The sequence below is a fragment of the uncultured Nitratireductor sp. genome (assembly GCF_913053745.1).
In the GTDB taxonomy this organism is placed as follows: Bacteria; Pseudomonadota; Alphaproteobacteria; order Rhizobiales; family Rhizobiaceae; genus Nitratireductor.
In genome coordinates, this window is record NZ_CAJXGF010000238.1 from 1 (window position 1) to 4,025 (window position 4,025).

A 4,025-nucleotide genomic window follows, 5' to 3' on the forward strand; every position below is an offset into this window, starting at 1 on the left:
CGGGGTGGAGCAGCCCGGTAGCTCGTCAGGCTCATAACCTGAAGGTCGCAGGTTCAAATCCTGCCCCCGCAACCAACGAGACCGACAAACCCGTCGCACCAGCGGCGGGTTTGGTCTTTTTGGAAGTCTTTCCAAGAGCTTGTCGCTCTGTCCATTCGAGAATCGTCGCCAGATCGCCATGCAACGTGGCGAACATCTCGCCCCGTTGCGGCCCTGGCGTCAGCACGATCTTCTCTATCAGCATCCGCAGAGCTGCCGCCGCCTGCGGCCGTTCGTCGGGTTGGGCGAGCGCGGTGGTCAACGCTGCAACCTTCTTCCCATAGATTGCCGTTGCGCTCGGCAGCAGGTCCGGCACGTCCTCCGGAATATCGGCGAGCAGGGTGATGAGTTCGGCCTTGCGGGCTTCCAGTGCATCCATCTCGCCCTTCATGCTCGCCTGGAACATGCCTTCCTTGATCGCCTCGATGATACCCCTGATCTGTTTCTCGACCTTCACCAGTTCCACCTTCCAGGCATCGCCATTCGAGCGGCGCTCCCGGTTCAGCCGGTTCGTTTCCTCGGCATAGGCGCGCATGGCTTCCGCCGCGATTTCGGGCGTCATCATGCGTTCCCTGAGGCCGGCGAGCACGCGGCTCTCCAGTTCCTCGCGCAGGATGGTGCGGTTGTTGGAGCAGGTGCCCTTGGTCGCATGCGTCGAGCACGCGAAACGATCCGAGCCGCGGAGGGAGAAGGGGCCATCGCAGCAGCCGCAGAAGATCAGGCCCGAGAGCAGGGTCTTGGGGCGATGGGTGCCGTTCAGGCGGTTCTTTTTATGGTGCTTGCGGATGCCTTTGCCGACATTGGCGTACCTGGCCGAGATAGCGGCTTGCCGTGCCTTGACCGCCTGCCAGAGTTCGTCATCGACGATCCGTAGTTCGGGAACCTCCCGGGCGATCCATTCCGATTCCGGGTTCAGCCGCGAAACCCGCTTCCCGGTCGACGGGTCCTTGAGATAGCGCAGCCGGTTCCAGATCAGGCGGCCGATATAGAGTTCGTTGTTCAGGATGCCCGTCCCGCGCTTCGCGTGGCCGTGGATGGTGGTGTCGTTCCAGAGCCGCCCTTCAGGACCGGGGACGCCTTCCTCATTCAGCGTCTTTGCGATAATGCGCGGGCTGACACCGGCGACATAGTCGCGCAGGATGCGCCGCACGACGTTGGCTTCACCCTCGTCGATCTCGCGATCGCCCCGGATCGGCTCGCCGCGCGAGTCTAGCTTCTTGACCACTTTATAGCCATAGCAAAGCCCACCGCCCGATTTGCCGTCCTCGACGCGGCCACGGATACCGCGATGGGTCTTGGCGGCAAGGTCTTTGAGGAACAGCGCGTTCATTGTGCCTTTGAGGCCGACGTGAAGCTCGCTGATCTCACCCTCGGCCAGCGTGACGATGGGCACACCGGCGAACTTCAGGTGCTTGTAGAAAGTAGCGACATCGGCCTGATCGCGGCTGATGCGGTCCAGCGCCTCGGCCAGAACCACGTCGAACTGACCCGCCTGCGCATCCTGCAAAAGCGACTGGATGCCGGGACGCAGGATCATGCTCGCGCCCGAAATCCCAGCATCCTTGTAGGTGCCGACGATCTTCCACTTCTCGCGCCTGGCCTGTTCGCGGCAGATGCGGAACTGGTCGTCGATCGACGCCTCGCGCTGGTTGTCGGAGGAATAGCGGGCGTAGAGGGCAACGCGGGTCATCGGATCAGTCCTTTCGCAACTCCATTGGTTCAGCGGCGCACGGCGCCGCTCTTCTTCGCGCGGGCCAGTTCGAGGAAACTGGCCTTGATCTTCGCAAACAGCCCTGGCGGGATGAAGCCGTAAGCGAGCTCACCCCGCTTGCCGGGGACAGGCGACAGCCCGCCATTAGGCCATTCGTCGATATTGTGCTCCGAGACGATCACCCAGCTCGGCGCGTCGTCGAGGCCGATGGCCTGCTTTACCTTCGGCGGGATCTCGATACCGACCGTTTCGCCGGAGGGCGGCGTATGGGTGATTGGCAGCAGCACCACATGGCGCGGGCGCACAAGGGCATCGGTCGCGGCGACGAGGCAGGCCGGGCGGTCCTTCCCCTGATCCTGGCCGGCGGCGGCCTCATGCGTCCAGAGGTAATCGTAGCGGAGGACGAGGCCGGGCCTGGGTTCAGGGATCGCCACGCTGCCCGCCTTACTTCAGCAGATCGTCGAGGTGGGCGTGTTCGGGGTCCATTTCGGCCCGCTCCACCGCGTCGATCACCACATCGGCGGCACCCGCCGTGCGATGGGTCCGCTGCGCGGCGGCGCGGAGCCAGTCATAGTGATCGGCGGACATCAGCACGAACTCGCGCCGCCCGTGCCGGGTGATCCCCACCGGCTCGCGCTGCGCCTGATGCTGGAACTCGCCGAACTTGCGCTGGAATTCGAGGGAACCGACTGTCGGCATGGCAGGCATCCTTTCAAATGGGGTGCCTGAATTATACGTGTAATTCGTGTTATTGCAAGGACGGCGTCACGCATCCTCGCCTGCCGATCGCTTCTTGTGCGCCTTACGTTCCAGCGCCATCTTGCGTTCGAACTGCTCGCGGGCAATCTGGCGACCGATCAGCCGGGCGAGGATCAGGACCGCCTCATCGGCGCGGCTCGCACCGTTCCGCGCCGGTTCCGGCGCGGCCGAAGGCCCGAAGACCTCGATGCTGATCCTGTCGCGTTTGAGCGCCATAGTTTCCAAAAATCCCTTGCCCGGAAGGGGCAGGGACCATCGAAGAACCGTCCGGCGGTGGAAGAAAAGACCCGCATCGTAGCTGTGCGGCACATGGGATACCGTAGCGTATAAAAGGGATGGTCTGCAACCGGGAGGGCATCGCGCCATGGAGATCGACAAGGACAAGATCGACGATGCGATTCTCGCGCTGCTTTACCTGACGCTCGACCGCGACGGCCGGGCATGGAAAGGATTCGACTGGGGTGCGATGAACCGACTTCACGAGAAGGGTTTTATTGGCAATCCGGTCAACAAAGCGAAATCCGTATGGCTTACCGACGAGGGCATCGCAAAGTCGGAGCAGCTCTTCCGCGAGATGTTCACCGTTGAAAAATAACTTGCCGGTTCGTGCCCGCGAAATGGACCACTGAGAAAACGGCAGACGAGCAACGGGTTACCGGAAGACGATGATGGATTTGAATGAGCTTCCCACCTCCGCAGTTGAGCAAGTGGCCAACCGATTTAAAGAATCAAGCTGTACGAAGAACCGGTGAAGCCCGCAACCGATCCCGCAACGTTCCGGTTCTTCATGTAAGTCACAGAGCGGCATCCCCGGCGCGGGTGCTGGATGGAGTTAGAGTTCTATCGCACTGCCCCTTCATAATTGATTTCCAGAAGCGCCCCCGAGTGCGGAGCGGATGCGAGTTGTTTATCTGTGAGGCCGACCCTCGCAGTGGTGATGAACAGGGTTTGGGCATCGTCGCCAAAGGCGGAACTCGTCGGACGTGGCACAGGCAGAGGGATCAGGCGGTTGAGGGAACCATCCGGCGCAATGCGGGCAATAGCCGATCCATCGAACAGTACGCTAAGAAGGTGACCGGTCCTGTCCATCGTCAGGCCATCCGGCTTTCCATCCTTGGGGTCCGTGCCGAAGAACAGGCGGCGGTTGCTGATCTCGCCCATATTCGGATCGAAATCATAGGCGTAGATTTCGCCCTTATGCGAGTCGGTGAAGTAGAACGTTCTGCCGTCCTTACTCCACTCCATGCCATTCGGCAGGTCGAAGCCGGTATCGATGACATGCCATGTTCCATCGGGGTCGAACCGGTAGAGAATACCGACGCCTTTTTTCCTCTCCTTGTTCATCAGCCCCACCCACAGGCGACCTTGGCGGTCATATTTCCCGTCGTTGAACCGGAAAGCCGGATCGGCATGTGGAGCGCGTGCGAAACGCGTGATGCCACCATCCGGGCCAAGGCGTGCCAGGTCGCAATCAAGGCCCAAGACGATCTCGCCTTCCGGACCCTCTGCCAGAAGT

The 4,025-nt window shown here is 61.7% G+C and carries 6 protein-coding genes; 1 reads left to right on the forward strand and 5 read right to left on the reverse strand.

The window, feature by feature from the left end:
• Positions 1 to 31: 31 nt before the first annotated feature.
• The 4 genes from QZ638_RS22720 to QZ638_RS22735 form a co-directional block, all read right to left on the reverse strand.
• Complete coding sequence (locus tag QZ638_RS22720) at positions 32 to 1,729, reverse strand: recombinase family protein (protein WP_295814921.1); 1,698 nt, start codon at positions 1,727 to 1,729, stop codon at positions 32 to 34.
• A gap of 29 nt (positions 1,730 to 1,758) precedes the next feature.
• The gene (locus tag QZ638_RS22725; protein ID WP_295814925.1) at positions 1,759 to 2,184 is read right to left on the reverse strand and encodes a hypothetical protein; all 426 of its coding nucleotides are present in this window, start codon (positions 2,182 to 2,184) and stop codon (positions 1,759 to 1,761) included.
• Between the two features lie 10 nt (positions 2,185 to 2,194).
• Positions 2,195 to 2,449 (reverse strand): type II toxin-antitoxin system prevent-host-death family antitoxin, encoded by a 255-nt coding sequence (locus QZ638_RS22730; RefSeq protein ID WP_295814927.1) that lies wholly within the window; start codon positions 2,447 to 2,449, stop codon positions 2,195 to 2,197.
• A gap of 66 nt (positions 2,450 to 2,515) precedes the next feature.
• Positions 2,516 to 2,725, reverse strand: a complete 210-nt coding sequence (locus QZ638_RS22735) for a hypothetical protein (RefSeq protein WP_295814930.1) — start codon at positions 2,723 to 2,725, stop codon at positions 2,516 to 2,518.
• A 148-nt stretch (positions 2,726 to 2,873) separates the two neighbouring features.
• Here QZ638_RS22735 and QZ638_RS22740 point away from each other — a divergent pair, with 148 nt between their 5' ends.
• On the forward strand, positions 2,874 to 3,104 hold the full coding sequence (locus tag QZ638_RS22740) for a DUF6429 family protein (RefSeq protein ID WP_295814931.1): 231 nt from the start codon (positions 2,874 to 2,876) through the stop codon (positions 3,102 to 3,104).
• A gap of 245 nt (positions 3,105 to 3,349) precedes the next feature.
• Here the strand turns inward: QZ638_RS22740 and QZ638_RS22745 are convergent.
• On the reverse strand, positions 3,350 to 4,025 hold a 676-nt coding region (locus QZ638_RS22745), incomplete at its 5' end, for an SMP-30/gluconolactonase/LRE family protein (RefSeq protein WP_295814934.1).

Bases quoted from the DNA above. Each gene is read 5' to 3' on its own strand.
- QZ638_RS22735 (WP_295814930.1), bottom strand. From the start codon at position 2,725: ATGGCGCTCAAACGCGACAGGATCAGCATCGAGGTCTTCGGGCCTTCG.
- QZ638_RS22740 (WP_295814931.1), top strand. From the start codon at position 2,874: ATGGAGATCGACAAGGACAAGATCGACGATGCGATTCTCGCGCTGCTT.
- QZ638_RS22730 (WP_295814927.1), bottom strand. From the start codon at position 2,449: ATGCCGACAGTCGGTTCCCTCGAATTCCAGCGCAAGTTCGGCGAGTTC.
- QZ638_RS22720 (WP_295814921.1), bottom strand. From the start codon at position 1,729: ATGACCCGCGTTGCCCTCTACGCCCGCTATTCCTCCGACAACCAGCGC.